We start from the raw sequence: 24634 nt of genomic DNA, 5'->3' as shown, positions 1-24634 counted from the left end.
CGGCGCGCGACGCGTGGCGGTATGTGCTCTACCGCGCCGCCCGGGGCGGTGGCAGGCTGCCCCGCATGAAGGCGTTGAGACGCGTGCGGGGCGGGACGCTCGCGGCGGGGCTCGTCGTCCTGACCGTCGGCGGGGCCGTCGCCTGCGAGCCGGGCGGTCTGAGTGCGACATCCGTCGCGTACACCACCGACGAGGCGGCGACGGCCGAGCTCGCGCGCCGGGACGTGGACGTGCGGTGGCTGACCTGCACCGCCGACTACGGCGAGAACGGCTCCCCCGGTGACCGGGGGACCGTCGCCTCCGTCGACTGCGAGGGGCAGACCGGCGACGGCCGGGACATCACCGTCACCGGGCAGGTCACGCGCGCCGTCGACGGCTCGTGCGTGCGCGGCGACCTCAGGGCCGACGTGGGCGACAGACAGGCGTTCCGGGTCGCCGGACTCGGCGACTGCGCGTCGAGGACGCCCTCGCCCCTGGACCCGCCCCGCTCCGCCCGGCCGGCCGACCCCGCGCGGCCCACGGTCACGGTCACCGTCACCGTCACCCGGACCGTCCGGTGCCCGGCCGACGACACCCGCTGCGGGGCCGGCGAGGGCAAGTGAGCCGGGCGCGCAGCCCGAGGGGGGAACCGGTGAAACCCCTGCCCAGGAACCCCGTCCTTGCCTAGAGTGATCGGGTGACACAGTCCGCGACGCCTGCCGCATACCTCCGATTCCCCCATCTGCACGGCGAGTTGGTGACCTTCACCGCCGAGGACGACGTCTGGCTCGCACCCCTCGACGGGGGGCGCGCCTGGCGGGTCAGCGCCGACAACGTGCCGGTCACCCTGCCCCGTATCTCTCCCGACGGCACCACCGTCGCCTGGACCTCCACCCGCGACGGCGCCCCCGAGGTGCACATCGCGCCCGTCGAGGGGGGACCCGCCACCCGGCTGACCCACTGGGGCAGTCGGCAGACCCGGGTGCGCGGCTGGACCCCGGACGGCCACGTCCTCGCCCTGAGCACCCACGACCAGGCGTCCCTGCGCCGCACCTGGGCCCGCGCCGTGCCGGTCGACGGCGGACCGGCGACGACCCTGCCCTACGGGCCCGTCGGGGACGTCGCCCACGGCCCGCACACCGTGCTGCTGTCCGCGACCATGGGCCGGGAGGCCGCCCACTGGAAGCGCTACCGGGGCGGGACGGCGGGCAAGCTGTGGATCGACCGGGAGGGCACCGGGGAGTTCGTCCGGCTGCACGAGGACCTCGACGGCAACATCGAGCACCCGGTGTGGGCGGGGGACCGGATCGCCTTCCTCTCCGACCACGAGGGCACCGGCGCGCTCTACTCCTCCCTCGCCGACGGCTCCGACCTGCGCCGCCACACGCCGCACGGGGGAGGCTTCTACGCCCGGCACGCAGCCGGGGACGGCACCCGGGTCGTCTACGCGTGCGCCGGTGAACTGTGGCTGCTGGACGACCTGGACGGCGCCGAACCGCGCCGGATCGACGTCCGGCTCGGCGGGCAGCGCGTCGACCGCCGCCCCCGCCCCGTGGCCGCCGCCCGCTGGATGGGCTCCGCCACCCCCGACCACACCGCGCGCGGCAGTGCCGTCGAGGTGCGCGGCGCCGTCCACTGGCTCACCCACCGCTCCGGCCCCGCCCGCGCGCTGGCCGCCGCCCCCGGCGTCCGCGCCCGGCTGCCGCGCACCTTCCGCAGCGAGGGCGAGGAGTGGGTGGTGTGGGTGACCGACGCCGAGGGCGAGGACGCCCTGGAGTTCGCCCCCGCCACCGGCCCGGCCCCCGGCGCCACGCCGCGCCGCCTCGCCGCCGGACGCCTCGGCCGCGTCCTGGAGCTCGCCATGGCCCCCGACGGCAGCCGCGCCGCCGTCGCCGCGCACGACGGACGGCTCCTTCTCGTCGAGCGGGAGACCGGGGAGGTCCGCGAGGTCGACCGCAGCGAGGACGGCGACGTCGGCGACCTCGTCTTCTCGCCGGACTCCGGCTGGCTCGCCTGGTCCCACCCCGGGCCCCGCCCGCTCAGCCAGCTCAAGCTGGCCAACGTCACCGACCTGTCCGTCACCGAGGCGACCCCGCTGCGCTTCCGCGACTACGCGCCCGCCTTCACCCTCGACGGAAGGCACCTGGCGTTCCTGTCCACGCGCGCCTTCGACCCGGTCTACGACCAGCACGCCTTCGACCTGTCCTTCGTCGAGGGCGCCCGCCCGCACCTGATCCCGCTGGCCGCCACGACACCGTCCCCGTTCGGACCGCAGCGCCACGGCCGGCCCTTCGAGGCCCCCGACAAGGACGAGACGCCCGACAGCGAGGGCGCCCCCACCACCCGGATCGACCTCGAGGGTCTCGCCGACCGGATAGTGCCCTTCCCGGTCGAGGCCGGCCGCTACTCCGGGCTCGCCGCCGCGAAGGACGGCGTGCTGTGGCTGCGCCACCCGGTGCGCGGCGTCCTCGGCGCCTCCCGCGCCCACCCCGACGACCCCGACCCGCACACCGAGCTGGAGCGCTACGACCTCGCCCAGCAGCGCCTGGAGCACCTCGCCGTCGACGTCGACGACTTCGACGTCAGCGGTGACGGCAAGCGGCTGCTGCTGTGGACCGACGGCAAGCTCAAGGTCGTCCCCAGCGACCGGCGCGCCTCCGGCGACGAGGACAGCGACACCAACATCACCGTCGACCTCGGCCGGATCCGCCAGACGGTCGACCCGGCCGCCGAGTGGCGGCAGATGTATGACGAGACCGGCCGCATCATGCGGGACAACTTCTGGCGCGCCGACCTCGGCGGCGTCGACTGGGACGACGTCCTCGACCGCTACCGGCCCGTCCTGGACCGGATCGCCACCCATGACGACCTGGTCGACCTGTTGTGGGAGGTGCACGGCGAACTCGGCACCTCGCACGCCTACGTCGTCCCCGGCGGCGGCCACGGCCGCGGCCCCCGCCAGGGGCTGCTCGGCGCCGACATCACCCGGCACGAGGACGGCACCTGGCGCATCGACCGCGTGCTGCCCCCGGAGACCTCCGACCCCGACGCCCGCTCGCCACTGGCCGCCCCGGGTGTGGCGGTGCGCGCGGGGGACGCCGTCGTCGCCGTCGCCGGCCACCCCGTGGACCCGGTCACCGGACCCGGCCCGCTGCTCGTGGGTACGGCGGGCAGGGCCGTCGAGCTGACGATCTCGCCGTCCGGCGGAGGTGAGCCGCGGCACGCCGTCGTCGTGCCCGTCGCCGACGAGGAGGCGCTGCGCTACCACGCCTGGGTCGCGGACCGGCGGGCCTACGTCCACGAGGTGTCCGGCGGGCGCCTCGGCTATCTGCACGTGCCCGACATGCAGGCGCCCGGCTGGGCGCAGATCCACCGCGACCTGCGGGTGGAGGTGACCCGCGAGGGGCTCGTCGTCGATGTCCGGGAGAACCGGGGCGGGCACACCTCCCAGCTGGTCGTGGAGAAGCTCGCACGGCGGATCGTCGGCTGGGACGTGCCGCGCGGGTCACGGCCGTTCAGCTATCCGATGGACGCGCCGCGGGGGCCCGTCGTCGCCGTCGCCAACGAGTTCTCCGGGTCCGACGGGGACATCGTCAACGCGGCGATCAAGGCGCTCGGGATCGGGCCGGTGGTCGGTACGCGCACCTGGGGCGGGACGGTCGGTATCGACAGCCGGTACCGGCTGGTCGACGGGACGCTGGTCACCCAGCCGAAGTACGCGATCTGGCTGGAGGGGTACGAGTGGGGGGTGGAGAACCACGGGGTGGACCCGGACGTGGAGGTGGTGATCCGGCCGCAGGACGCCGCCGCCGGGCGGGACGTGCAGTTGGACGAGGCGGTGCGGCTGGCGTTGGCGGCGCTCGAGGAGACGCCGGCGAAGGTGCCGCCGGCCGTGCCGTAGACGCCGGCCGACGCCGACGGGGTGGGGCGCGCGGCCCGGCGCCGACGGGGGGGGCGTCCGCGCCGCCCGCGCCCGCCCGTGCCGCCCCGGGCGCCGCGCGTGCCCGTGGCGGAACCGGCGGCGGCGATAGCATGCCCCCGTAGGTGATCACCATCGAGAGGAGGCCGTATGGCAGGGGAGCCGCAGGACGACTGTCTGTTCTGCAGGATCGTCGCGGGGCACGTACCGGCGACCATCGTGCGCGAGACCGAGACGACCGTCGCCTTCCGCGACATCAACCCCCAGGCGCCCACCCACGTCCTGGTGATCCCCAAGGCGCACCACGTGGACGCCGCAGCTCTCGCCGCCGAGGCGCCGCAGCTCGCCGCGGACGTGCTGCGCGAGACGCAGGCGGTCGCCGACCAGGAGAAACTGGAGAGCTACCGCATCGTGTTCAACACGGGCAGCGGTGCGGGACAGACCGTCTGGCACGCCCACGCGCACGTCCTCGGCGGGCGCGGCCTGACCTGGCCCCCCGGGTGAGTGACCGTGTCCGTCCGTGAACTGGTGGTGCTCGGCACCGCCAGCCAGGTTCCCACCCGGCACCGCAACCACAACGGCTACCTCCTGCGCTGGGACGGCGAGGGTCTCCTCTTCGACCCCGGCGAGGGCACACAGCGTCAGATGCTGCGCGCCGGGGTCGCGGCGCACGACCTGAACCGGATCTGCGTCACCCACTTCCACGGGGACCACTCCCTCGGCCTCGCCGGGGTCATCCAGCGCGTCAACCTCGACAAGGTCCCGCACCCGGTCACCGCCCACTACCCGCGTTCCGGCCAGCGCTTCTTCGACCGGTTGCGGTACGCCACCGCCTACCGGGAGACCGTCGGCATCACCGAGGCGCCGGTCGACACGGACGGCCCGCTGGCCGCCACCGCCTCGTACACGCTGGAGGCGCGCAGGCTGTCCCACCCGGTCGAGTCCTACGGCTACCGGCTGGTGGAACCCGACGGCCGCCGCATGCTGCCCGAGCGGCTCGCCGCGCACGGCGTCCGGGGGCCGGACGTCGGCCGCATCCAGCGGGAGGGCGCGATCGGCGGGGTGTCCCTGGAGGACGTCAGCGAGGTGCGGCGCGGGCAGCGGTTCGCGTTCGTCATGGACACCCGGCTGTGCGAGGGCGTGCACGCGCTGGCCGCGGGCTGCGACATGCTCGTCATCGAGTCCACCTTCCTCGACGCGGACATCGAACTCGCCATCCAGCACGGCCATCTGACCGCTGGTCAGGCGGCGGGTGTCGCCCGGGACGCCGGTGTGCGGCACCTGGTGCTCACCCACTTCAGCCAGCGCTACTCGGACCCGGACGAGTTCGAGCGTCAGGCGCGGGCCGCGGGCTTCGAGGGGGAGCTGACGGTGGCGCACGACCTGCTGCGGGTCCCGGTTCCGAAACGGCGGTGAAACGGCCGTACGATGCCTTGATGCCCCTCCCCAAAGCTGAACTGCACCTGCACATCGAAGGCACCCTGGAGCCGGACCTGGCGTTCGAGCTGGCCGCCCGCAACAAGGTCGCGCTGCCGTACGCGGACGCCGACGCGCTGCGCACGGCGTACCGGTTCGAGGACCTCCAGTCCTTCCTGGACCTGTACTACGAGCTGATGGCGGTCCTGCGCACCGAGCGGGACTTCGAGGACCTCGCGAACGCCTATCTCGCCCGCGCCGCGGCGCAGGGCGTGCGGCACGCGGAGATCTTCTTCGACCCGCAGGCCCACCTCTCCCGGGGGGTCGCGATGGGGACGGTCGTCGAGGGGCTGTGGCGGGCTCTGGGCGCGAGCGAGACGAACCACGGTGTCTCCACCCGGCTCATCCTGTGCTTCCTGCGCGACGAGTCCGCCGGGTCGGCGCTGGAGACCCTGGAGGCGGCCCGGCCGTACCTCGACCGGATCACCGGCGTCGGGCTGGACTCGGCCGAGGTCGGCCATCCGCCGGTGAAGTTCCGCGAGGTGTACGAGGCCGCCGCCGCGCTCGGGCTGCGCCGGGTGGCGCACGCCGGGGAGGAGGGGCCGCCGGAGTACATCACGCAGGCCCTGGACGTGCTCGGTGTCGAGCGGGTCGACCACGGGCTGCGGTGTGTGGAGGACCCGGCGCTCGTCGAGCGGCTGGTGCGGGAGCGGATCCCGCTGACGCTGTGCCCGCTGTCCAACGTGCGGCTGCGGGCCGTCGACGTGCTCACCGAGCACCCGCTGCCCGCCATGCTCGACGCGGGGCTGTTGTGCACGGTCAACTCCGACGACCCGGCCTACTTCGGCGGGTACGTGGGCGACAACTTCGACGCCGTACGCCGTGAACTGGGCCTCGGCGAGGACCGGTTGCGGGAGCTCGCCCGCAACTCGTTCCTCGCCTCCTTCCTGGAGGACGACGAGGAGCGGCGGGCGCGGTGCCTCGCCGAGGTGGAGGCGTACGTCTTCTAGCCCGCCGCTGGTCCCGCGTCCCGTCCCCTCCGGTGGCTCCGGCCACCGCCGCGGTTCCCCCAGAAGGCTCGCTGCCGGCCTGCCCGCTGTCGGGACCGTGACCGGGGCGTCGCGGCCGGTCGGGCGGGAAACACCCCCTAGCCCGGGTGGGCGCCCGCCCGGCGCGGTCCTGCCGTCTCGTACGCGGTCCGCGGCGGGGCGGCGGGGGTGCCCAGCGGGATCTCGACGACCGGCTGCTCGGGGGCGCCGACCTGCGGGACGGGGCCGGTCGGGGTGCCGGTGGTCGCGGCGAGCACCGCGGCCGGGGTGCCGCCCCGGCGCCGGATGGTGCCGGGGAGCAAAGGGCGGCCGGAGGTGTGCACGGCGACGGCGGTCATCGGGACGGCGACGAGCAGCAGCGCGGCCCCCAGGATCCAGCCCATCGCCGGAAAGCCGGCCTCGGCGGACAGGACGCTGCCGGTCAGCGGGCCCGCCGCCGTCCCCAGCGAGGACGCCGAGCCGACCAGCACCGCCCACCGTCCGCGCGGGTCCAGGGACGCGGCCAGACCGATCAGGTAGGACAGGACGATCGGGTAGAGGGTGTTCCAGGCGATCTCCCCCGCGGCGAAGTGCGTGAGCCCGGTGGCGGAGGCGCTCACCACGACGCACCCGGCGATCAGCACGGTCCCGGCGCCGATCGGCACCGCCCGCCCGAGCCGTGAGCCCAGCGCCCCCGCGCCCAGGACGCCCAGCAGTCCCGCGCCCAGCGCCACCGCGAAGACCACGCCGACCGTGGCCTCGGTGAGGTGAGCCTGTGTCAGACCGATGCGCCCGCTCACCCCCCACAGGGAGTTCTGCACCATCGACCAGCACGGCATGGCGGCGGCCAGGTGGAGTCCGGAGCGCAGATGGGGGAGCGGGGCACGCTCCTCGCGCCGGGCCGCGACGGGCGCCGTGCGGGCCGGAAGCCGTCCGGTCAGCGGCCACACCACGAGCGCGGTCAGCGCGATCGCCGCCAGCGGCTGTCCGTGCCCGGCACCCAGGTGCGGCACCGTCAGATAGACGGCCCCCGCCAGCGCCGAGACCCCGAGCAGACCGAGCGTCGAGGCGCGGTGGGGGTCGGGCTCGGCGGCGATGCGGGTCGCGGCGACCGTCGTGGCCGTACCGGAGCCGAACCCGCCCAGGACGGCACCGGCGACCACGGCCGGGACGTCACCGGCGAGGGCGGCCCCGCCGTATCCGAGCACCGCGAGCGCCAGACCGGCCCGGGCGAGTGTCCGGGCGCCGATCCGCTCCACGCGGGAGGCGAGCAGGAAGCCCGCCGACGCCGAACTCAGCAGCAGCGCACTGCCGACGGCGCCCGCCTCGGTGGCGGTCAGGGGCAGTCCGGCGTCCAGGCGGCCGACGACCGTCGGCAGCAGGTACGGGGCGAGGTACCCGGCCGTGAACAGGGCGACGAGGGGCCAGGGCAGGGTGGTGCGTGGGGGGAGCACGGGCGTTCCAGGGCATGCGAAAGGAGCGGCACGGAAAAGGGGGTGGGGCGCAGGCCGTCGACGGACAGGAACGCGCGGGCAATTTGTATCAAGCACGCGGGGCGAGAAGAAGCGCGGGTCCGGTGATGTGGATCACTTTACGTTTGCGGTGGGGATGAGCGGGTAACCTCAAGCGCCCTGACGCCAGTTCGCGCCTCCGCCGGCACCCGGTGCGCTCGCCTCGATCTTCACCCGGACCTCGCGCATCACCGCGACGATCCGCTCCTCGTGCTCCGCCGTCAGCCGGGCCACCGGCACCGAACAACTGATGGCGTCCTGGGCGGGCTTGTCGTAGCGCAGCGCGAAACCGAAGCCCACGATGCCGGTGACGCCCTCCTCCCGGTCCACGGAGTACCCCCGCGCCCGCACTCCGGCGAGATCGGCGAGCAGGGGCGCGCGGTCGGTGTGGGAGTTCGGCGTCAGCGCCTCGTACGGCCCGGCGGGCAGGTCCTCGTCGGGCCGCTCGGCCAGCAGCGCCTTGCCGAGCGCGCCCACGTGCGCGGGCAGCCGGCGGCCGACCCGGCTGATCGTGCGCAGGTACTCGTGCGACTCGCGGGTGGCCAGGTAGGCGACGTCCCGCCCGTCCAGCCGGCCGAGGTGGATCGTCTCGCCCAGCGCCTCTGAGGCCTCGTCCAGATACGGCCGCACCAGCCGCACGCGCGGGTCGGAGTCGAGGTAGCTCGTGCCGGTGAGCAGGGCGTGGATGCCGATGCCGTAGAGCGAGCCGGTGACGTCCGTGCGCACCCAGCCCCGGCCGATCAGTGTTTGGAGCAGCGCGTACATCGAGCTGCGCGGCACGCCCAGCTCCTCCGCCAGCTCCTGCAGCCGCGCCGGGCGGTCCCCGCGCGCCGCGAGCAGCTCCAGCAGGTCGACCGTGCGCGCGGCCGACTTCACCTCGCGGACGCCGCTCCCGTCCCCTGTCTCCGCCATGCGCCGATCGTAAGCGGACCCGTCCGGCCCATTGACGGCTGTCGTTCGCCTACCTAACCTCCATCTCCATACGTAGATGACGTCTACAAGGGGAGATGGTGGAGCGTGAGCCCCGACACGGACACGACCGGGCGACTGGGGGAGGGCATGGCGCGGGGGGTGCTGTCGTTCCCGCTCACGAGCTTCTGCGAGGACGGCTCACTCGACCCCGACGGCTTCCGCGCCCACCTCGCCGCCCAGCTCGCCACCGCGCCCGGGGCGGTCTTCCCCGCCTGCGGCACGGGCGAGTTCTTCTCCCTCGACGAGGACGAGTACCGGCAGGTGGTGCGGATCGCCGTCGAGGAGGCGGCCGGCCGGATCCCCGTCGTCGCCGGCGTCGGCTACGGCTGGGCGCAGGCCGTCCGGTTCGCGCGGATCGCCGAGGAGGCGGGCGCCGACGCCCTCCTCGTCCTGCCGCACTACCTGGTCGCCGCCCCCCAGGACGGCCTCGTCGCCCAGCTGGAGCGGATCGCCGCCCGCACCCGGCTGCCGCTCATCGCCTACCAGCGCGGCCAGGTCGCCTTCACCGCAGCCTCGTTGCGGCGCGTCGCCGCGATCCCCAACGTCATCGGCCTCAAGGACGGCCACAGCGACCTCGACCGCCTCCAGCGGCTCACCCTCGCAGCCCCCGAGGGCTTCCTCTTCTTCAACGGCGCCGCCACCGCCGAGATCCAGGCCCGCGCCTACGCCGCCGTCGGCGTCCCCGCCTACTCCTCCGCCGTCCACGCCTTCGCCCCCGAGATCGCGAACGCCTTCTTCGTCGCGCTGAAGGCCGGCGACACCGGCACGGTCGACAAGCTGCTGCGCGACTTCTACGTACCGCTCGTCGAACTCCGCGACCGGGTGCCGGGATACGCCGTGTCGCTGGTGAAGGCCGCGGCGCGGCTGCGCGGCCGGCCGGTGGGCCCCGTGCGCGCCCCGCTCACCGACCCCTCGGCCGGCGACCTCGCCACCCTGAAGGCCCTGCTCACCGCCGGACTCGACCTCGTAGGAGCCGCCCTGTGAACCTCGCCGTCGCCGACGTCCGCCTGACGCCGATCCTCGTCGCCGACCCGCCCCTGCTCAACACGCAGGGCGTACACCAGCCGTACACCCCGCGCCTGATCGTGGAGGTCGTGACGGCCGACGGGATCACGGGCGTCGGCGAGACGTACGGCGACACCAAGTACCTGGAGCTGGCCCGGCCGTTCGCGCGCAAGCTGGTCGGCCGCCAGGTAGGCGACCTGAACGGCCTGTTCACCCTCGCCGACGAACTGGCCGTCGACCGGTCGAGGATCTCCGGCCAGGTCGACGTCGGGGGGCTGCGGGGCGTGCAGACCGCCGACAAGCTGCGGCTGTCCGTCGTCTCCGGCTTCGAGGTCGCCTGCCTCGACGCCCTCGGCAAGGCGCTCGGCCTGCCCGTGCACGCGCTGCTCGGCGGCAGGGTGCGCGACGCCGTCGAGTACAGCGGCTACCTCTTCTACAAGTGGGCCGACCACCCCGAGGGCGTGGCCTGCGAGAAGGACGACTGGGGCGCCGCCCTCGACCCGGCCGGCGTCGTCGAACAGGCGCGCCGCTTCAAGGAGCGGTACGGCTTCACCTCCTTCAAGCTCAAGGGCGGGGTCTTCCCTCCGGAGGAGGAGATCGCCGCGGTGCGGGCCCTCGCCGAGGCCTTCCCGGGGCACCCCCTGCGGCTGGACCCCAACGGGGCCTGGAGCGTGCCGACGTCGCTGGAGGTCGCCGCGGAGCTCGGGGACGTCCTCGAGTACCTGGAGGACCCGGCGCTCGGCACGCCCGCCATGGCGGAGGTGGCCGCCGCCGTCGACGTCCCGCTCGCCACCAACATGTGCGTCACGACGTTCGCCGAGATCCGGGAGGCCTTCACACAGGGCGCCGTGCAGGTCGTGCTCTCCGACCACCACTACTGGGGAGGGCTGCGCAACACCCAGCAGCTCGCGGCGGTCTGCCGGACGTTCGGCGTGGCGGTGTCCATGCACTCCAACACCCACCTGGGCATCTCGCTCGCGGCCATGACCCACGTGGCGTCCACCGTCCCCGACCTCCACCACGCCTGCGACTCCCACTACCCCTGGCAGTCGGAGGACGTCCTGACCGAACGGCTGACGTTCCAGGACGGCAGGGTCGCCGTCTCCGACGCGCCCGGCCTCGGCGTCGAACTCGACCGCGACCGGCTGGCGTTCCTGCACCGGCGCTGGCTCGACGACGACGGCGCCCTGCGCGAGCGCGACGACGCGGCCGCGATGCGCGTCGCCCACCCGGACTGGGTCACGCCCTCCGTCCCCCGTTGGTGAACCCCCTCCGACGCGCCCCCTGCCCGCGACCGGAGCCGCTCGCGGCAGCAGTACCCCCGGCACCCCCGTCCCCGCAGAGCACTCGCCCGCCGCCCGCCCGGCGATCCGCACACCCTTCCGCCTTCCGCCTTCCGCCTTCCGCCTTCCGCGGAACGTGACGGACGCGGCGCCCGGCCGCGGACCGCCCGGCCCGGGTGCCGCTCCGAGGGCTTGCGCCCGGTCGACCCGCTCCCCCGCACCGGGCGCGCCCGGCCGGGCCGTGCCCGCCTCCGGTCCGGCGGCGCCCGGCCGAACCGGGGCGCCCGCCCCCACCCCCGGACCCCGGCCGGCCGCGCCCGGGCTGAACCGGGGCCGACGCCGGCCCGGCCGAGGACCGGAACCCCGAGCCGGACGCCGCTCGTGCCGGATGTCCAGCCGTGCCGGACGCACCGGGCAGGGCCTGCGGCGTGTGGTCGGGGGGTGCGCCGGGGGCGGGTGACGCGCTCCCGCCGGCGCTCCCCGGCGCCCGCCCCGGGGCTCGTGTGACGGACGGCGTGTCGTCGGTGGTGTGGTGCACACTGGCCGCATCGGCACCACGTCAGGGAGCGCACCGTGATCGCGTCCACCGCGTCCACCGGAGAGGGACACCACCACCGACAGCCACGCCAGGCCCAGGTCGACCCGCTGGCCCGCCTGCGCGCGCCGGGCGACCCGCCCTGGGACGTGTACCTCACGGGCACCGTCTTCCTCGACATCATCTTCACCGGGCTCGACTCCGCCCCGGTGCGCGGGACCGAGTCCTGGGCCCGGGGGATGGGGTCGAGCCCCGGCGGCGTGGCGAACATGGCCACCGCCCTGGCCCGGCTGGGCCTGCGCACCTCGCTCGCCGCGGCCTTCGGCGACGACCACTACGGCGAGTACTGCTGGGACACGCTGGAGCAGGGCGAGGGCATCGACCTCACCCCGTCCCGCACGGTCCCCGGCTGGCACTCCTCGGTCACCGTCTCCATGGCCTACGAGGGCGAGCGCACGATGGTCTCCCACGGCCACGAGCCGCCCCCTGAGGAGCCCGCCCCCGACTCCCCGCCGCACGCCCGCGCCGCCGTGGCCTCCCTCACCCCCGGCCGGCGCGCCCCCTGGATCGCCCAGGCCGCGAGCCGGGGCACCCGCGTCTTCGCCGACGTCGGCTGGGACGACACCGGCGCGTGGGACCTGGCGGGACTGGCCGACCTGGAGCACTGCGAGGCCTTCCTGCCGAACGCGGAGGAGGCCATGCGCTACACCGGCGCCCCCTGCCCGCGCGCCGCCGCCCACGCCCTCACCGAGCACGTCCCGCTCGCCGTCGTCACCCTCGGCGCGGAGGGCGCCTACGCCGTCGACGGGTGCACCGGCGAGACCGCCGAGGTGCCCGCGATCGCCGTCGAGGCCCTCGACCCCACCGGCGCCGGCGACGTCTTCGTGGCCGGGTTCGTCACCGGCACCCTCGCCGACTGGCCCCTGGCCGACCGTCTCGCCTTCGCCGGCCTGACCGCCGCCCTGTCCGTGCAGGAGTTCGGCGGCTCCCTGTCCGCGCCCGGCTGGGCCGAGATCGCGGCCTGGTGGCGCCGCGTCCGGTCCGTCGAGGGACAGTCCCCCGAGGCCCTGCGCCGCTACGCCTTCCTCCGCGACCTCCTCCCGGCCCAGGTCACCCCCTGGCCCCGCCGCCGGGCGGTGCCGACGATCGGGTTCCGGCAGTCGGCCTGAGAGCTCCGAACAAGAGGGGAGGGCGAGCCGGGCGCCCCTTTCGTTCGCAGAGCTCCGCCCGCCCCGCGGCCCGCCGCGGGCGAAGCCCTCCTCGAAAAGTCCTACGGCGTTGTCAGTCCCCTGGCGTACTCTGGAACTCGCCAGGCCGCCCTTGTGGCAGGCGAGACGCATCCGGGAGGATCCAGAGGCCTTCGGGCCGGCCTATGACTGAGACACCCACCGCTCAGAACCCCGCGCAGGGGAAGGCGAGAGCACAGTTCACTGTCCCCGCCCAGCACCCCATGGTGACCGTACTGGGGTCCGGCGACTCGCTGCTGCGCGTGATCGAGACGGCATTCCCGGCGGCCGACATCCACGTCCGGGGCAACGAGATCAGCGCGACCGGCGACGCGCGGGAAGTCGCCCTCATCCAGCGCCTGTTCGACGAGATGATGCTGGTGCTCCGCACCGGACAGCCGATGACGGAGGACGCAGTGGAACGCTCGATCGCCATGCTCCGGGCGAGCGAGAACGGGACGAGCGACGGCCAGGAGACCCCGGCCGAGGTACTGACGCAGAACATCCTGTCCTCGCGCGGCCGCACCATCCGGCCCAAGACCCTCAACCAGAAGCGGTACGTCGACGCCATCGACAAGCACACGATCGTCTTCGGTATCGGCCCCGCCGGTACCGGAAAGACGTACCTCGCCATGGCCAAGGCGGTGCAGGCCCTGCAGTCCAAGCAGGTCAACCGCATCATCCTGACCCGGCCCGCGGTCGAGGCGGGCGAGCGGCTCGGCTTCCTGCCAGGCACGCTCTACGAGAAGATCGACCCCTACCTGCGCCCGCTGTACGACGCGCTGCACGACATGCTCGACCCCGACTCGATCCCGCGGCTGATGGCGGCGGGCACGATCGAGGTCGCGCCGCTGGCGTACATGCGCGGCCGCACGCTCAACGACGCGTTCATCATCCTCGACGAGGCCCAGAACACCTCGCCCGAGCAGATGAAGATGTTCCTCACCCGCCTCGGCTTCGACTCGAAGATCGTGATCACCGGTGACGTGACCCAGGTCGACCTGCCCAACGGCACGAAGTCCGGTCTGCGTCAGGTGCAGGACATCCTGGAGGGCCTCGAGGACGTCCACTTCTCCCGTCTGTCGTCCCAGGACGTCGTACGGCACAAGCTCGTCGGCCGTATCGTCGACGCGTACGAGAAGTACGACAGCACGCACGGCACGGAGAACGGCGCGCACAGGGGCGGCCGGGGGAAGTCCGGGCACAAGGGGAAGTAGACAGACACAGCACCATGTCGATCGACGTCAACAACGAGTCCGGAACCGAGGTCGACGAGCAGGCGATCCTCGACATCGCCCGCTACGCGCTCGCACGGATGCGCATCCACCCGCTCTCCGAGCTCTCGGTGATCGTCGTGGACGCCGATGCCATGGAGCAGCTGCACATCCAGTGGATGGACCTGCCCGGCCCGACCGATGTCATGTCCTTCCCCATGGACGAGCTGCGGCCGCCGTCCAAGGACGACGACGAACCGCCGCAGGGGCTGCTCGGCGACATCGTGCTGTGCCCCGAGGTCGCCGAGAGGCAGGGCAAGGAAGCGCCCACGCAGCACACCATGGACGAGGAGCTCCAGCTCCTCACCGTCCACGGCGTGCTGCACCTGCTCGGCTACGACCACGAGGAGCCCGACGAGAAGGCCGAGATGTTCGGCCTCCAGGCGGCCATCGTGGACGGCTGGAGGGAGGAGAAGGGGCTCACCGGCCCGTCTCCCGCTCCGACCGTGTCATGAGCCCCACTCTCGTCTCCGGCGCGATCGCCCTGGTCGTCGTCGCGTGGCTCGCCGCCTGCGCGGAGGCGGGCCTCGCGCGCGTCTCCAGCTTCCGCGCCGAGGAGGCCGTCCGCAGCGGCCGGCGCGGCAGTGCCAAGCTCGCCCAGATCGCCGCCGACCCCACCCGCTACCTCAACGTGGCGCTGCTGGTCCGCGTCGCCTGCGAGATGGCCGCCGCCGCGCTGGTCACCTACGCCTGCCTGCGGGAGATCGACGGCACCGCGCCGGCCTTGCTGGCCGCGATCGGCGTGATGGTGCTCGTGTCGTACGTCGCCGTCGGCGTCTCCCCGCGCACCATCGGCCGCCAGCACCCGCTGAACACGGCCACGGCGGCGGCGTACGTGCTGCTGCCGCTGGCGCGGATCATGGGCCCGATCCCGTCGCTGCTGATCCTCATCGGCAACGCCCTCACCCCCGGAAAGGGCTTCCGCCGCGGTCCCTTCGCCTCCGAGGCGGAGCTGCGCGCGCTGGTCGACCTCGCGGAGAAGGAGTCGCTGATCGAGGACGATGAGCGCCGCATGGTGCACTCCGTCTTCGAGCTGGGCGACACCCTCGTGCGGGAGGTGATGGTGCCGCGCACCGACCTCGTCGTCATCGAGCGCTACAAGACGATCCGCCAGGCCCTCACCCTTGCCCTGCGCTCCGGTTTCTCGCGCATCCCGGTCACCGGGGAGAGCGAGGACGACATAGTCGGGATCGTGTACCTGAAGGACCTGGTCCGCAGGACGCACATCAGCCGGGACGCGGAGAGCGACCTGGTGTCGACGGCGATGCGGCCCGCCGCCTTCGTCCCCGACACCAAGAACGCCGGCGACCTGCTGCGCGAGATGCAGCAGCAGCGCAACCACGTCGCCGTCGTCATCGACGAGTACGGCGGCACCGCCGGCATCGTCACCATCGAGGACATCCTCGAGGAGATCGTCGGCGAGATCACCGACGAGTACGACCGCGAGCTGCCCCCGGTGGAGGAACTCGGCGAGGACCGCCACCGCGTCACCGCCCGCCTGGACATCACCGACCTCGGCGAGCTGTACGGGCTGGAGGAGTTCGACGACGAGGACGTGGAGACCGTCGGCGGTCTGCTCGCCAAGGCGCTGGGCCGGGTGCCGATCGCCGGCGCGTCCAGCGTCGTCGACCTGCCCGACGGGCGCGGGCTGCGGCTGACCGCCGAGGCCGCCGCGGGCCGCCGGAACAAGATCGTGACGGTGCTGGTGGAGCCGGTGGAGCACGCAAAGGAGGAACAGCCCGAGTGACGCCCCAGGAGCTGCGCGCCCTGTGCCTGTCCTTCAACGCGGCGACGGAGGACTTCCCCTTCCGGCCGGAGATTTCCGTCTTCAAGGTCGGGGGCAGGCTCTTCGCGCTGACGACGCTCGACGCGCGGCCCCTGACCGTCAATCTCAAGTGCGACCCGGAGGACGCGGTCCGGCTGCGCGCCGAGCACCCCGGGCTGATCGTCCCCGGCTGGCACATGAACAAGCGGCACTGGAACACGGTGACCGTCGACGGCGACCTCCCGGACCGCCTGGTCCGGGAACTCGTCGAGGACTCGTACGACCTGGTCGTCGCCGGCCTACCGCGCGCCGAACGCCTCCGTCTCGACCGCCCCTGAGGCTGCCGTCCCGGCCGCAGCCGAGGCCGTCGTCGCAGCCGTCTACGAGGCCGCCCCCGCGGTCCTCCCCGTGGCCGGGTTCGCCCCGAGGCCCCGCAGACCGAGCCCGACCAGCACCGCCGCCGCCAGCACGATCGCCGTGTCCAGCGCGATGACCGTGCGGACGCCGGACAGCAGGCCGCCCGAGGTCGTGGCCGGCACGCCGAGCAGTCCTGGAGTCGACGGCGATGAAGGTGCCGGCCCGGCCGGACCCGACGATCGTGCTGCACACGCCGCTCGAGGAGGCGAACAGCGCGCCGAAGCTGGAGTGGCTGGCCTCGCCGGCGGGGCGCGCTGTACCCCGTGGCGGGGTGACGCCGGCACGGCTTTCGTATGCTCGGCTCATGACCGACAGCAACGCGCTTGACCCCGAGGACCGCAAGATCGTCACCCTGGCCCGTTCCGCGCGGGCCCGCAACGGTGTGCCCGAGGGGGCGGCCGTACGGGACGAGACGGGACGTACGTATGTCGCCGGGTCGGTGGACCTGTCGTCGCTGAAGCTGAGCGCCCTGCGGACGGCGGTGGCGATGGCGGTGGCGTCCGGGGCGACGTCGCTGGAGGCGGCGGCCGTGGTCTCCGAGGCGGAGGGCGTCGCGGACGAGGACCGGGCCGCTGTCGCGGACCTGGGGGGGTCGGCCACCCCCGTCCTGCTGGCCGGTCCCGACGGCACCGTCCGGCTGACCGTCTCCGCGGGCTGACGCACCTGAGTACCTGACGCGCCAGGGGGCTCCGCGCCGCCCCCCCGGCTCCGCCCCCGGACCCCGGCGCAGAGTTAGGCCGGATTTCAACCTTGCCGTCCTCCCCTGCCGACGGGTCAATGGAGCCATCCGACGGACCGTCAGTTCCACTCCCCACCGGGGCCGGTGCCCGCACCCGCCGTCCCGTCCGGCCGTCCGTCTTCGAAGATCCGTAAAGGAGCCGGAAATCCCCATGCGCAAGCGAATCGGATCAGGTGCGGCACTGCTGGCCGGGACCCTCGCGGTCACCGGTCTGGCCCTCGCGCCCTCTGCCGCCGCCGTCACCCCGACGACGGCGACCGTCACCGCGAACTGCGGTCTGTTCGGCGGCGGAGCCGCCACCCTCACCGCCACCCAGAACGGCACCTCGGCCACCCTCACCCTCTCGTCCACCGCGATCACCGCGCCGATCCCGATCGGCGCGAACAGCATCAACTCCACGCTCACGATGGCGAACTCGACCGGTGCCGCACGGGTCTTCAGCGGCACCGTGAACCCCGCCATGGCCACCGGCGCCCCGATCACGGTCGGTCCGCTCAACGGGACCGTGGCCTCCGGAGACCGCCTGGACCTCTACCGGGGCTCCCTGAGGATGGTCGTCTTCGGGATCACCGTCACGTGCACGGCGTCCGGGCCGCAGGCGCCGGGTCCTTTCGTGTTCGACTGAGAACCGCGCGACGGGCCGTCGGATTCCCCGGACAGGGGAATCTGACGGCTCATCAGTTCAGCGTGGCGTCTCCATTGACTTCTCACGCCGTCCCCCGCTCAATGCCCCCTGTCGGCGCAGAAGAGCCGCTGCGCCCGCATCCCTCAGGAGGGGGCACCCATGGGTCCGACACCCCAGAGTTCCCGACGACCCCGAAGACGACGCGGCAGCGCACTGCTCGGGGCCGCCGTCCTCGCGCTCGCCGCGGGCGGGGCACTGGCGGCGCCCGCCGCCGCCGCGTCCGTGGACGTGGACTTCCCCACGCACTGCGTCCCGCCGCCCATCGCGGGCATCCCGCCGATCGACGGCACCACCACCGGGAAGATCACGGTGGACAACGCCCGGCCCGAGGTCGGCGACACCGTCACCGTGACCTACACGGTGGTCAAGCCCGCCGCGAGCAACCCCACCGACCTGGCCCTGCCGGCCGACATCATGACGCCCACCGGCACGGTCGCCCTCGGCGGCGCGCAGACCGGCAGCGTCACCGTCGCGGGGCCGAAGAAGAACGCCCCGGTGCCCGGCAAGGGCCCCTTCCCGTCGTTCTCCATGACCGGCACCTTCACGGTCACCGCGCCCGGCGCGATCACCCTCTCGCCCGGCGACTACAACATCCACACCAGCTACATCCTGGAGCTGGACACCCCCTGCACGGTGACGAACCCGCCCGCCCCCGTGTCGGAGACGGTCACGGCGGGCGACAACCCGCCGGCCAACACCCGGGCCATCAGCCTGGGTTCGGCCTCCGGCGGGCCGGGTGACGCGGTCACCGTCACCGGCAGCGACTTCACGCCGGGCGCGACCGTCACCCTCGCCGGACGCGCCGGCACCGCCCAGACCGCCGACGCGGCGACCGTCACCGCGAACGCGCAGGGCGGCTTCAGCGGCTCCCTCGTCGTCACCGACCGCACCACGACCGGCGTCGTGGCGTACGAGGGCGCCGCGTGGAGCGCGGAGAAGGGGGCCGGGCCCGTCGCCTACGTCGTCGTCGACGACACGCCCGTACCGGAGGGCGGTCAGAAGCTGACGACGGCCGTGAGGGCGGGCACGCTGTCGATGTCCCAGGCCGGGGACACCGTCCAGCTCTCCGCGGTCGACTTCGGCACCGGCGGGGCCTCGACCGGGGCGCTGCGGACGGTGACCGTCAAGGACTTCCGCGGCGGACCCGCGGGCTGGTCCCTGACCGGCAAGGTCACCGACTTCACCGGTCCCGGCGCCAAGATCGCGGCCGGCAAGCTGAGCTGGACGCCCGCGTGCGCCACCGAGGCGGGCAGCCCGAGCACCTGCCGGGCCGGTTCCGCGGGCGTGGTGGGCAGCGCGGGGGCGACCCTGGCCTCCGCCCCCGACGCCGCGCTCACCGGCGGCGAGTTCACCGCCGACGCCCGACTCTCCCTCGACGTACCGGCGTTCACGCCCCCGGGCGGCTACTCCGGCGTCCTGACCCTCACCCTCACCTGACCCACCCGTCCACCGGTGGCCGGGCGGCCTCCCGCACGGGTCCGCACCCGCCCGACCACCCCGACGCCCGTGGGGGCCGCACCCATGCGCAAGCCGTACGCCCTCCTCCTGCCGTTCCTCCTGACCCTGCTGTCGCCGCTGCTGTCGGCCACCCCCGCCCGCGCCGCCGACAACGGCAGCTGGTCCGTGCACCCCGACTCCTCGGCCGTCGCCGCACGGCCGTACTTCTATGTCACCGCCGACCCCGGGCAGACGATCACCGACAAGGTCGTCGTCGCCAACAGGACGGACGCGCCGCTCACCTTCCGGCTGTACGCGGCCGACGCCTACAACACCCCCCGCGACGGCGGGTTCGCCGTACGGACGGCGGGGGAGCGGATGCGGGGCGTGGGCGCGTGGGCGAAGCCCGCGCGGGACCGGGTGACCGTGCCGGGCCGCGCCTCCGTCACCGTGCCGTTCACGGTCCGGGTGCCCGAGGGCGCCGAGCCCGGCGACCACCCGGGGGCGATCGTGGCGCTCGACGAGCGGGTCGACAAGGGCGACGGCGCCGTCGCGCTCGGCATCCGGCGGGCCGTCGGCGCCCGCGTCTACCTCCAGGTCAGCGGGCCCGCCCTGCCCGCGCTCGCCGTCGAGGACGTCCGCCTCCACCACGACCGGCCGCTCGTCCCCGGCCTCGGCGACAGCACCGCCACGGTCTCCTACACCCTGCACAACACCGGCAACGTCACCCTGAACCCGACGGTGGAACTGCGCGCGACGGGCCTCTTCGGCCGTACGCTCCTCGCCCGAGACCTGTCGAAGGTCCCCGCCGAACTGCTGCCCGGCCAGCGGGTGCGCCTGAGCGAGCCCTGGCGCGGAGCACCCCAACTCGACTGGGGCAGGGTGACGTTGACGGCGAGCGCGAAGGACACCCGTGAGTCGGCGAGCGCGTCCTTCCTCGCGCTGCCGTGGCTGGTGGCGGGCGTGCTGGGGACGGCGACGGCCCTGGGCGCGGCGCTGTGGACCAGGGCGCGGAGGGCGGCCGGCCGGCCCGCCCGCCGTGCCGTCACCGCCGTGCCGGGGGAGCGGCGGGAGGCGGCTCGCAGGCCGTGACGGTCGGAGCTTCCAGAGGTCCCGCCCGCTCACCGACCACCGGGGATCGGTGTGGCCGCCGTGTTCCTCGAGGAGCGCGTACCACTCACCCGAGGCTCCCCCGTTCTCACCGTCGTCTCAGAGCGCGTCGGGGCCGCGTTCGCCCGTCCGGACGCGGACGACCGTCTCGACCGGCAGGGCCCACACCTTGCCGTCGCCGATCTTCCCCGTCTGCGCGGCCCCGACGATCGCGTCGATCACGGCGTCCGACTCCGCGTCCTCGACCACGACCTCGATCCGTACCTTCGGCACGAGGTCGACCTGGTACTCGGCGCCCCGGTACACCTCGGTGTGCCCGCGCTGGCGGCCGTAGCCGCTGGCCTCGGTGACGGTCAGCCCGTGCACGCCGAGCTCCTGGAGGGCGGTCTTCACCTCGTCGAGGCGGTACGGCTTGACGATCGCGGTGATGAGCTTCATGCCTGGGTCTTTGCCTTCTGGCCGGAGGGGACGGAGGAGGAACTGACCGGGGCGCCGTGGCCCAGGACGCCGTGATCGTATGCGGTCTCGGCGTGCACCGTAAGGTCCAGGCCGGTGTGCTCGTGCTCCTCGTCCGCCCGGAAGCCGATGGTCCGGTCCAGCAGCCCGGCGATGCCGTACGTCACCAGGAACGCGTACGCGGCGACGGCGACGACGGCCACGAGCTGCTTGCCGAGCTGGGCGAGACCGCCGCCGTACAGCAGGCCCTCGGTGCCGCCGGTCATGGACTCGACAGCGAACACGCCGATGAGCAGGGTGCCGATGACACCGCCCACCAGGTGGACACCGACGACGTCGAGCGAGTCGTCGTAGTTCAGCCTGAACTTCCAGCTCACCGCGTAGGAGCAGACGACACCGGCGGCGAGGCCGACGACCAGCGCGCCGAGCAGGGAGACCGAACCGCAGGAGGGGGTGATGGCGACCAGGCCCGCGACCGCGCCGGACGCCGCGCCGAGGGTCGTGGGGTGGCCGTCGCGCCTTTGCTCGACGAGCAGCCAGCCGAGCAGCCCGGTGCAGCCGGCGGCGAGGGTGTTGAGGAAGGCGGCGGCCGCGAGGCCGTTCGCGCCGAGGGCCGAGCCCGCGTTGAAGCCGAACCAGCCGAACCAGAGCAGACCCGCGCCCAGCATCACCATGGGCAGGTTGTGCGGACGCATCGCGTCCTTCTTGAAGCCCAGGCGCGGGCCCAGGACCAGGCAGAGCGCCAGGCCGGAGGCCCCGGAGGTGATCTCGACCGGCAGGCCGCCGGCGAAGTCGAGCGCGCCGAGGCGGGTCAGGATCCAGCCGCCCGGCCCCCACACCCAGTGCGCGACGGGAACGTATACGAGCAGCGCCCAGACGGGGACGAACACCAGCCAGGCCGTGAACTTCGCACGGTCCGCGATCGCACCGCTGACCAGGGCCGCCGTGATGATCGCGAAGGTGAGCTGGAAGGTCGCGAAGAGGAGGGTGGGAACGGTGCCCTGGACGCTGTCCGGGCCCAGTCCGGCCATCCCTGCGTGCTTCAGCCCGCCGATCAGTCCGCCACCGACGTCGTCACCGAACGCGAGGGAATAGCCGGCCGCCAGCCACACCACCGTGACCAGGGCGATCGACACGAAACTCATCATCAGCATGTTGAGGACGCTCTTCGTGCGGACCATGCCGCCGTAGAAGAGGGCCAGGCCCGGGGTCATCAGCAGGACGAGGGCGGTGGCGGCGAGCAGCCAGGCGGTGTCGCCGGTGTCCACCTGCGCGGCGGCAAGGATCACGGTCGTCTCCAACGGGTGGGGGCTCGTCAGAGGGTCACCGCACCGCGTTACCGGTCGCGTACGGGTGTGTTTCCGTCACGTTTCGTTGCGTGCGGGTTTCCGGAAGCTCACCGAAGGGGGCGGCTTCGGGCGGTTGTACGGCGGGGCCCCGGGGATCAGGGACAATGGGCGCCATGAGCGTTCGTACCCAGTCATCCGAACAGTCGGCCGAGGCCGCGCACCGGGCAGGTTTCGCCTGCTTCGTGGGCCGCCCCAACGCCGGCAAGTCCACCCTCACGAACGCTCTGGTCGGGAAGAAGGTGGCGATCACCTCCAACCGTCCGCAGACGACGCGGCACACGGTACGGGGCATCGTCCACCGGCCCGAGGCGCAGCTGATCCTGGTGGACACCCCGGGTCTGCACAAGCCGCGCACACTCCTCGGCGAGCGGCTCAACGACGTCGTCCGCGCGACCTGGGCCGAGGTCGACGTCATCGGCTTCTGCCTGCCCGCCGACCAGAAGATCGGCCCCGGCGACCGCTTCATCGCCAAGGAGCTGGCCGGGATCAAGCGGACGCCGAAGGTCGCGGTCGTGACGAAGACCGACCTCGTCGAGCCCAAGGCGCTCGCCGAGCAGCTCATCGCCATCGACCAGCTCGGCAGGGAGCTGGGCATCGAGTGGGCGGAGATCGTCCCGGTCTCCGCGGTCGGCGACAAGCAGGTGAACCTGCTGGCCGACCTGCTGATCCCGATGCTGCCGGAGGGGCCCGCGCTGTACCCGGAGGGCGACCTCACGGACGAGCCCGAGCAGGTGATGGTCGCCGAGCTGATCCGCGAGGCGGCCCTGGAGGGCGTCCGCGACGAGCTGCCGCACTCCATCGCCGTCGTCGTGGAGGAGATGCTGCCCCGCGAGGACCGGCCCGCCGACAAGCCGCTCCTCGACATCCACGCGAACATCTACATCGAGCGCCCCAGCCAGAAGGGCATCATCATCGGCCCCAAGGGCCGCCGTCTGAAGGACGTCGGCATCAAGTCCCGCAAGCAGATCGAGGCGCTGCTGGGCACCCCCGTCTTCCTCGACCTGCACGTGAAGGTCGCCAAGGACTGGCAGCGGGACCCCAAGCAGCTGCGCAGGCTGGGCTTCTGAGAGCAAGCCCGGCCGGGGCGTCCCGCCCGGGCTTGCGAGAGCAGGCCGGCCGGGGCGTCCCGCCGCGGCGCTCACCCCTGGGCCCGCAGGACCTCCCGCAGCCAGGCGTAGGACGTCTTGGGGGTCCTCTCCAGCGTGTCGAAGTCGACGTGGACCAGGCCGAAGCGGCGCTCGTAGCCCTCCGCCCACTCGAAGTTGTCCAGCAGCGACCACACGAAGTAGCCGCGCACGTCCACGCCCGCCTGGATCGCCCCGTGCAGGGCGCGGAGGTGGCCGTCGAGGTAGGCGATGCGGTCCTGGTCGTCCAGGCCCGGGTAGCTGCACCCGTTCTCGGTGATCACGACCGGGGGCAGCCGGTCGCCGTAGCGGTCCCGGAAGCCGGTCAGCAGCTCCGTGAGGCCCTCGGGCACCACCGGCCAGCCGAAGTCCGTCACCGGGACGCCCTCGATCTCCCGTACGGAGAAGGGCAGTTCGGCCGGCATCCGCACCCCGCCGAAGTCGATCTCGGTGCCCTGCGGGGCGCCCACCCGCGTCGGCGCGTAGTAGTTGACGCCGTAGAAGTCGAGGGGTTCCGAGATCACCTTCAGGTCGGCCTCCACGTCCCCGGGCATCAGCTCGCCGATGCCCTCCGGGTAGGCGCCCAGCAGGAGGGGCTCGGCGAACAGCCGGTTCAGCAGCAGGTCGTAGAAGGCCGCCGCCTCCAGGTCGGCCGGTTCGCGGGACGCCGGCCAGGTCGGTCCGTGGGAGTTGGCGACGCCGATGTCCGTGGCGCCGGCCGCGCGGAGCGTCCGGACCGCCAGGCCGTGGGCCAGGAGCTGGTGGTGGGCGACGGGGAGCGCGTCGAACAGCAGTCGCCGACCGGGGGCGTGGGTGCCCAGCGCGTGGCCGAGCAGGGTGTGCTCGGCGGGCTCGTTGAGGGTGATCCACTTGTTCACCCGGTCGCCGAGCCGTTCGGCGACCGCGGCGACGTACTCGGCGAAGAGGTGCGCGGTGTCGCGTTCCAGCCAGTCCAGCCCCTCCGGCAGGTCCCAGTGGAAGAGGGTGGGGACGGGCCGTACGCCGGCCGCGCACAGTTCGTCCACCAGACGGTCGTAGAAGTCGAGGCCGCGCCGCTCGTCGAACAGGATCCTCGGCCACGACACCGAGAAGCGGTAGGCGTTCACGCCGAGCCCGGACAGCAGCGCCACGTCCTCCGGGTAGCGGTGGTAGTGGTCGCAGGCCACCGCCGCCGTCGAGCCGTCCTTCACCCGGCCCGGCTCGGCCGTGAAGGTGTCCCACACGGACGGCTGGCGTGCGTCGACCGCGCCCTCGATCTGGTGGGCGGAGGTGGAGACGCCCCACAGGAAGCCGGCCGGGAACCGGGGGATCGGGTTCGTCGCAGTGTGCTGCTCGTCGCTCGCCATGCGCCGGATCATCCGTACCGGGGGTAAGGGAAGTCAACGGGCTCGTGTGAAGAACGCG

23 protein-coding genes are annotated in these 24634 nt (G+C 73.5%); 17 read left to right on the top strand and 6 right to left on the bottom strand.

Annotated elements, in window-relative coordinates; genetic code table 11:
• Positions 1 to 65 precede the first annotated feature (65 nt).
• From ACZ4YY_RS07165 to ACZ4YY_RS07145, 5 genes are all read left to right on the top strand, one after another.
• On the top strand, positions 66 to 602 hold the full coding sequence (locus tag ACZ4YY_RS07165) for a hypothetical protein (RefSeq protein WP_468285271.1): 537 nt from the start codon (positions 66 to 68) through the stop codon (positions 600 to 602).
• A gap of 74 nt (positions 603 to 676) precedes the next feature.
• A complete protein-coding gene (locus ACZ4YY_RS07160; RefSeq protein ID WP_468284700.1) occupies positions 677 to 3880 on the top strand; it encodes a S41 family peptidase in 3204 nt (1067 codons plus the stop codon).
• Positions 3881 to 4048: 168 nt separating this feature from the next.
• Positions 4049 to 4402 carry a histidine triad nucleotide-binding protein gene (locus ACZ4YY_RS07155; RefSeq protein WP_468284698.1) on the top strand — a complete coding sequence of 118 codons (354 nt, stop codon included), beginning with the start codon at positions 4049 to 4051 and terminating at the stop codon, positions 4400 to 4402.
• Positions 4403 to 4408: 6 nt separating this feature from the next.
• Positions 4409 to 5314, top strand: coding sequence for a ribonuclease Z (locus ACZ4YY_RS07150; protein WP_468284696.1), 906 nt, complete (start codon positions 4409 to 4411; stop codon positions 5312 to 5314).
• A gap of 20 nt (positions 5315 to 5334) precedes the next feature.
• Positions 5335 to 6324, top strand: coding sequence for an adenosine deaminase (locus ACZ4YY_RS07145; RefSeq protein ID WP_468284694.1), 990 nt, complete (start codon positions 5335 to 5337; stop codon positions 6322 to 6324).
• Positions 6325 to 6461: 137 nt separating this feature from the next.
• Here the strand turns inward: ACZ4YY_RS07145 and ACZ4YY_RS07140 are convergent, their stop codons facing one another.
• Positions 6462 to 7796 (bottom strand): MFS transporter, encoded by a 1335-nt coding sequence (locus ACZ4YY_RS07140; RefSeq protein ID WP_468284692.1) that lies wholly within the window; start codon positions 7794 to 7796, stop codon positions 6462 to 6464.
• A 168-nt stretch (positions 7797 to 7964) separates the two neighbouring features.
• Complete coding sequence (locus ACZ4YY_RS07135) at positions 7965 to 8765, bottom strand: IclR family transcriptional regulator (RefSeq protein ID WP_468284690.1); 801 nt, start codon at positions 8763 to 8765, stop codon at positions 7965 to 7967.
• 147 nt (positions 8766 to 8912) lie between these two features.
• Here ACZ4YY_RS07135 and ACZ4YY_RS07130 point away from each other — a divergent pair, with 147 nt between their 5' ends.
• From ACZ4YY_RS07130 to ACZ4YY_RS07100, 7 genes are all read left to right on the top strand, one after another.
• Entirely contained in the window at positions 8913 to 9809 is an 897-nt protein-coding gene (locus tag ACZ4YY_RS07130; RefSeq protein WP_468285268.1) for a 5-dehydro-4-deoxyglucarate dehydratase, read from the top strand.
• Entirely contained in the window at positions 9806 to 11095 is a 1290-nt protein-coding gene (locus tag ACZ4YY_RS07125; RefSeq protein ID WP_468284688.1) for a glucarate dehydratase family protein, read from the top strand. The genes ACZ4YY_RS07130 and ACZ4YY_RS07125 overlap by 4 nt, the downstream gene beginning before the upstream one ends.
• 591 nt (positions 11096 to 11686) lie before the next feature.
• A complete protein-coding gene (locus ACZ4YY_RS07120; RefSeq protein ID WP_468284686.1) occupies positions 11687 to 12817 on the top strand; it encodes a carbohydrate kinase family protein in 1131 nt (376 codons plus the stop codon).
• A 203-nt stretch (positions 12818 to 13020) separates the two neighbouring features.
• Positions 13021 to 14091 (top strand): PhoH family protein, encoded by a 1071-nt coding sequence (locus ACZ4YY_RS07115; protein WP_468284684.1) that lies wholly within the window; start codon positions 13021 to 13023, stop codon positions 14089 to 14091.
• Positions 14092 to 14105: 14 nt separating this feature from the next.
• Positions 14106 to 14603 carry an rRNA maturation RNase YbeY gene (gene ybeY / locus ACZ4YY_RS07110; RefSeq protein WP_468284682.1) on the top strand — a complete coding sequence of 166 codons (498 nt, stop codon included), beginning with the start codon at positions 14106 to 14108 and terminating at the stop codon, positions 14601 to 14603.
• On the top strand, positions 14600 to 15895 hold the full coding sequence (locus ACZ4YY_RS07105; RefSeq protein WP_468284680.1) for a hemolysin family protein: 1296 nt from the start codon (positions 14600 to 14602) through the stop codon (positions 15893 to 15895). Before ybeY ends, ACZ4YY_RS07105 begins: the two co-directional genes overlap by 4 nt.
• Positions 15892 to 16251: an MmcQ/YjbR family DNA-binding protein gene (locus tag ACZ4YY_RS07100; RefSeq protein ID WP_468284678.1), complete on the top strand. Its 360-nt coding sequence runs from the start codon at positions 15892 to 15894 to the stop codon at positions 16249 to 16251. The genes ACZ4YY_RS07105 and ACZ4YY_RS07100 overlap by 4 nt, the downstream gene beginning before the upstream one ends.
• A 42-nt stretch (positions 16252 to 16293) precedes the next feature.
• On the opposite strand, the gene ACZ4YY_RS07095 is transcribed toward ACZ4YY_RS07100, so the two are convergent.
• Positions 16294 to 16452: a hypothetical protein gene (locus ACZ4YY_RS07095; RefSeq protein ID WP_468284676.1), complete on the bottom strand. Its 159-nt coding sequence runs from the start codon at positions 16450 to 16452 to the stop codon at positions 16294 to 16296.
• 182 nt (positions 16453 to 16634) lie between these two features.
• On the opposite strand from ACZ4YY_RS07095, the gene ACZ4YY_RS07090 reads away from it, so the two are divergent.
• The 4 genes from ACZ4YY_RS07090 (at position 16635) to ACZ4YY_RS07075 (ending at position 20283) form a co-directional block, all read left to right on the top strand.
• On the top strand, positions 16635 to 16988 hold the full coding sequence (locus tag ACZ4YY_RS07090) for a cytidine deaminase (RefSeq protein ID WP_468284674.1): 354 nt from the start codon (positions 16635 to 16637) through the stop codon (positions 16986 to 16988).
• A 232-nt stretch (positions 16989 to 17220) separates the two neighbouring features.
• On the top strand, positions 17221 to 17694 hold the full coding sequence (locus ACZ4YY_RS07085; RefSeq protein WP_468284672.1) for a hypothetical protein: 474 nt from the start codon (positions 17221 to 17223) through the stop codon (positions 17692 to 17694).
• Between the two features lie 159 nt (positions 17695 to 17853).
• Positions 17854 to 19191: a beta-xylosidase gene (locus ACZ4YY_RS07080; RefSeq protein WP_468284670.1), complete on the top strand. Its 1338-nt coding sequence runs from the start codon at positions 17854 to 17856 to the stop codon at positions 19189 to 19191.
• A gap of 84 nt (positions 19192 to 19275) precedes the next feature.
• Positions 19276 to 20283 (top strand): DUF916 domain-containing protein, encoded by a 1008-nt coding sequence (locus tag ACZ4YY_RS07075; protein ID WP_468285266.1) that lies wholly within the window; start codon positions 19276 to 19278, stop codon positions 20281 to 20283.
• A gap of 117 nt (positions 20284 to 20400) precedes the next feature.
• Here the strand turns inward: ACZ4YY_RS07075 and ACZ4YY_RS07070 are convergent, their stop codons facing one another.
• Both ACZ4YY_RS07070 and ACZ4YY_RS07065 read right to left on the bottom strand, forming a co-directional pair.
• Complete coding sequence (locus ACZ4YY_RS07070) at positions 20401 to 20739, bottom strand: P-II family nitrogen regulator (protein ID WP_468284668.1); 339 nt, start codon at positions 20737 to 20739, stop codon at positions 20401 to 20403.
• Complete coding sequence (locus ACZ4YY_RS07065) at positions 20736 to 22046, bottom strand: ammonium transporter (RefSeq protein WP_468284666.1); 1311 nt, start codon at positions 22044 to 22046, stop codon at positions 20736 to 20738. Before ACZ4YY_RS07065 ends, ACZ4YY_RS07070 begins: the two co-directional genes overlap by 4 nt.
• Before the next feature lie 173 nt (positions 22047 to 22219).
• Between ACZ4YY_RS07065 and era the strand changes: the two genes are divergently transcribed.
• On the top strand, positions 22220 to 23173 hold the full coding sequence (gene era, locus ACZ4YY_RS07060) for a GTPase Era (protein ID WP_468284664.1): 954 nt from the start codon (positions 22220 to 22222) through the stop codon (positions 23171 to 23173).
• Positions 23174 to 23244: 71 nt separating this feature from the next.
• Here the strand turns inward: era and ACZ4YY_RS07055 are convergent, their stop codons facing one another.
• The gene (locus ACZ4YY_RS07055) at positions 23245 to 24588 is read right to left on the bottom strand and encodes a GH1 family beta-glucosidase (protein ID WP_468284663.1); all 1344 of its coding nucleotides are present in this window, start codon (positions 24586 to 24588) and stop codon (positions 23245 to 23247) included.
• Positions 24589 to 24634 lie beyond the last annotated feature (46 nt).

This window comes from Streptomyces sp. NPDC030143 (genome assembly GCF_055573695.1).
Note: the sequence above shows the minus strand (reverse complement) of the source record. Positions and strands in the feature narration are given on the sequence as shown.

What these genes read in the sequence shown, in the direction of transcription:
- ACZ4YY_RS07165 (WP_468285271.1), top strand. Translation starts at nt 66, where the DNA reads ATGAAGGCGTTGAGACGCGTGCGGGGCGGGACGCTCGCGGCGGGGCTC.
- ACZ4YY_RS07155 (WP_468284698.1), top strand. Translation starts at nt 4,049, where the DNA reads ATGGCAGGGGAGCCGCAGGACGACTGTCTGTTCTGCAGGATCGTCGCG.
- ACZ4YY_RS07145 (WP_468284694.1), top strand. Translation starts at nt 5,335, where the DNA reads ATGCCCCTCCCCAAAGCTGAACTGCACCTGCACATCGAAGGCACCCTG.
- ACZ4YY_RS07135 (WP_468284690.1), bottom strand. Translation starts at nt 8,765, where the DNA reads ATGGCGGAGACAGGGGACGGGAGCGGCGTCCGCGAGGTGAAGTCGGCC.
- ACZ4YY_RS07130 (WP_468285268.1), top strand. Translation starts at nt 8,913, where the DNA reads ATGGCGCGGGGGGTGCTGTCGTTCCCGCTCACGAGCTTCTGCGAGGAC.
- ACZ4YY_RS07115 (WP_468284684.1), top strand. Translation starts at nt 13,021, where the DNA reads ATGACTGAGACACCCACCGCTCAGAACCCCGCGCAGGGGAAGGCGAGA.
- ybeY (WP_468284682.1), top strand. Translation starts at nt 14,106, where the DNA reads ATGTCGATCGACGTCAACAACGAGTCCGGAACCGAGGTCGACGAGCAG.
- ACZ4YY_RS07105 (WP_468284680.1), top strand. Translation starts at nt 14,600, where the DNA reads ATGAGCCCCACTCTCGTCTCCGGCGCGATCGCCCTGGTCGTCGTCGCG.
- ACZ4YY_RS07090 (WP_468284674.1), top strand. Translation starts at nt 16,635, where the DNA reads ATGACCGACAGCAACGCGCTTGACCCCGAGGACCGCAAGATCGTCACC.
- ACZ4YY_RS07085 (WP_468284672.1), top strand. Translation starts at nt 17,221, where the DNA reads ATGCGCAAGCGAATCGGATCAGGTGCGGCACTGCTGGCCGGGACCCTC.
- ACZ4YY_RS07080 (WP_468284670.1), top strand. Translation starts at nt 17,854, where the DNA reads ATGGGTCCGACACCCCAGAGTTCCCGACGACCCCGAAGACGACGCGGC.
- ACZ4YY_RS07075 (WP_468285266.1), top strand. Translation starts at nt 19,276, where the DNA reads ATGCGCAAGCCGTACGCCCTCCTCCTGCCGTTCCTCCTGACCCTGCTG.
- ACZ4YY_RS07070 (WP_468284668.1), bottom strand. Translation starts at nt 20,739, where the DNA reads ATGAAGCTCATCACCGCGATCGTCAAGCCGTACCGCCTCGACGAGGTG.
- era (WP_468284664.1), top strand. Translation starts at nt 22,220, where the DNA reads ATGAGCGTTCGTACCCAGTCATCCGAACAGTCGGCCGAGGCCGCGCAC.
- ACZ4YY_RS07055 (WP_468284663.1), bottom strand. Translation starts at nt 24,588, where the DNA reads ATGATCCGGCGCATGGCGAGCGACGAGCAGCACACTGCGACGAACCCG.